Genomic DNA, 1,549 nt, shown 5'->3' on the forward strand with positions numbered 1-1,549 from the left:
ACCGTGACCCCGCCGGCCAGCGCCAGCGCGCACTCGCCGCTGCGCAGCGCCTGCGCGGCGAGGTGCACGGCGACCAGCGAGGACGAGCAGGCGGTGTCGANNGTGACNGCGGGGCCTTCGAGGCCGAAGGTGTACGCCACCCGGCCGGAGGCGACGCTGCCCGCGCTGCCGTTGCCGAGATACGGCTCGAACTCGGCGGGCACCCGGTTGATCAGCCTGGCGGCGTAGTCGCTGTACATGACGCCGGCGAACACGCCGGTGCGGCTGCCGCGCAGCGACGTCGGGTCGATTCCGGCGCGTTCGAAGGTCTCCCAGGCGACTTCCAGCAGCAGCCGCTGCTGCGGGTCGGTGGCGGCCGCCTCGCGCGGTGAGATGCCGAAGAACTCGGCGTCGAAGTCGGGAGCGTGATGCAGGAACCCGCCGTGGCGGGCGTACGACTTCCCGGCGGCTTCCGGGTCCGGGTCGTAGAGCCGGTCGACGTTCCAGCCGCGGTCGGCCGGGAAGCCGCTGACGGCGTCGACGCCGTCCGCGACCAGCTGCCACAGCTCCTCCGGCGAGGTGACGTCACCGGGGTAGCGGCAGGCCATCGCCACGATCGCGATCGGCTCGTCGAGGTCGATGTCGCCGGCCGGGCGCGCGGTGGTCGGTGGTGCGTCGGCTCCCTGACCGGATGTCCCGGCCTGGCCGGCGGCCCGGAGCAGCTCGTCGCGCAGGAACGCGGCCAGCGTGGCCGGCGTCGGATAGTCGAAGACGAGGGTCGCCGGCAGCCGCNGGCCGGCGCGGGCTCCGAGCTGGTTGCGCAGCTCGACGGAGCTCAGCGAGTCGAACCCGCTGGCGGAGAAGGCCCGGTCCGCCTGCACCGCGCTCGGGTCCGGGTGGCCGAGCACGGTGGCGACCGTCGCCCGGACCAGGTCGAGGACGGGTGCCGTGCGCTCCTGCGCCGGCAGCGCGAGCAGTCGCTGGACGAGGTCGTTCGCCGGCCCGTCGCCCACCGCCGACCGCCGGCGCCGCGCCGGTGCCGACGCGGGCGTGAGGCCCCGCAGAACCGGCGTCGTCACGGGCTCGGCCGCCGCGCGGGCGCGCAGCACGGCCAGGTCGAAGCGCGCGGGTACGAGCAGCGGGTCCGCTCGGGTGAGCGCGGTGTCGAGCAGTGCCAGGCCCAGCGGCGCCGGCAGCGGGAGCAGCCCCGCGCGCCGGATGCGGGTGTGGTCGGTGGCCGTGAGCTCGGCGGTGATGGTGCTGGTGTCCTCCCAGAGTCCCCAGGCGAGGCTGGTGGCGGGGAGTCCGGTGGCTCGGCGGTGGTGGGCGAGGGCGTCGAGGTAGGTGTTGGCGGCGGCGTAGTTGGCCTGGCCGGGGGTGCCGACGGTGCCGGCNANNGAGGAGTAGAGGACGAAGGCGGTGAGGGGTTGGTCGAGGGTGGCCTGGTGCAGGTTCCAGCTGGTGTCGATCTTTGCTTTGAGGACGGTGTCGAGCTGGTCCGGGGTGAGGGCGGCCAGGGTGGCGTCGTGCAGGATGCCGGCGGTGTGGATGACGGCGGTGAGTGGTCGGT

General features: G+C 74.6%; 1 protein-coding gene and 3 pseudogenes. All 4 read right to left on the bottom strand.

Annotated features, from left to right (window positions below; all coding sequences use genetic code 11):
- Window positions 1-100 (bottom strand): beta-ketoacyl synthase N-terminal-like domain-containing protein (locus UG55_RS45010; RefSeq protein ID WP_242425174.1); only part of this gene is annotated, 100 nt, incomplete at both ends.
- Window positions 101-108: 8 nt separating this feature from the next.
- Window positions 109-771: pseudogene (locus UG55_RS45015) on the bottom strand (beta-ketoacyl synthase N-terminal-like domain-containing protein); the annotation flags it as partial.
- A gap of 1 nt (window position 772) precedes the next feature.
- Window positions 773-1,375 (bottom strand): annotated as a pseudogene (locus UG55_RS46095) (beta-ketoacyl reductase); the annotation flags it as partial.
- Between the two features lie 2 nt (window positions 1,376-1,377).
- Window positions 1,378-1,549: pseudogene (locus tag UG55_RS45030) on the bottom strand (ketoreductase domain-containing protein); the annotation flags it as partial.

The sequence above is a fragment of the Frankia sp. EI5c genome, from assembly GCF_001636565.1.
Taxonomy (GTDB): Bacteria; Actinomycetota; Actinomycetes; order Frankiales; family Frankiaceae; genus Parafrankia.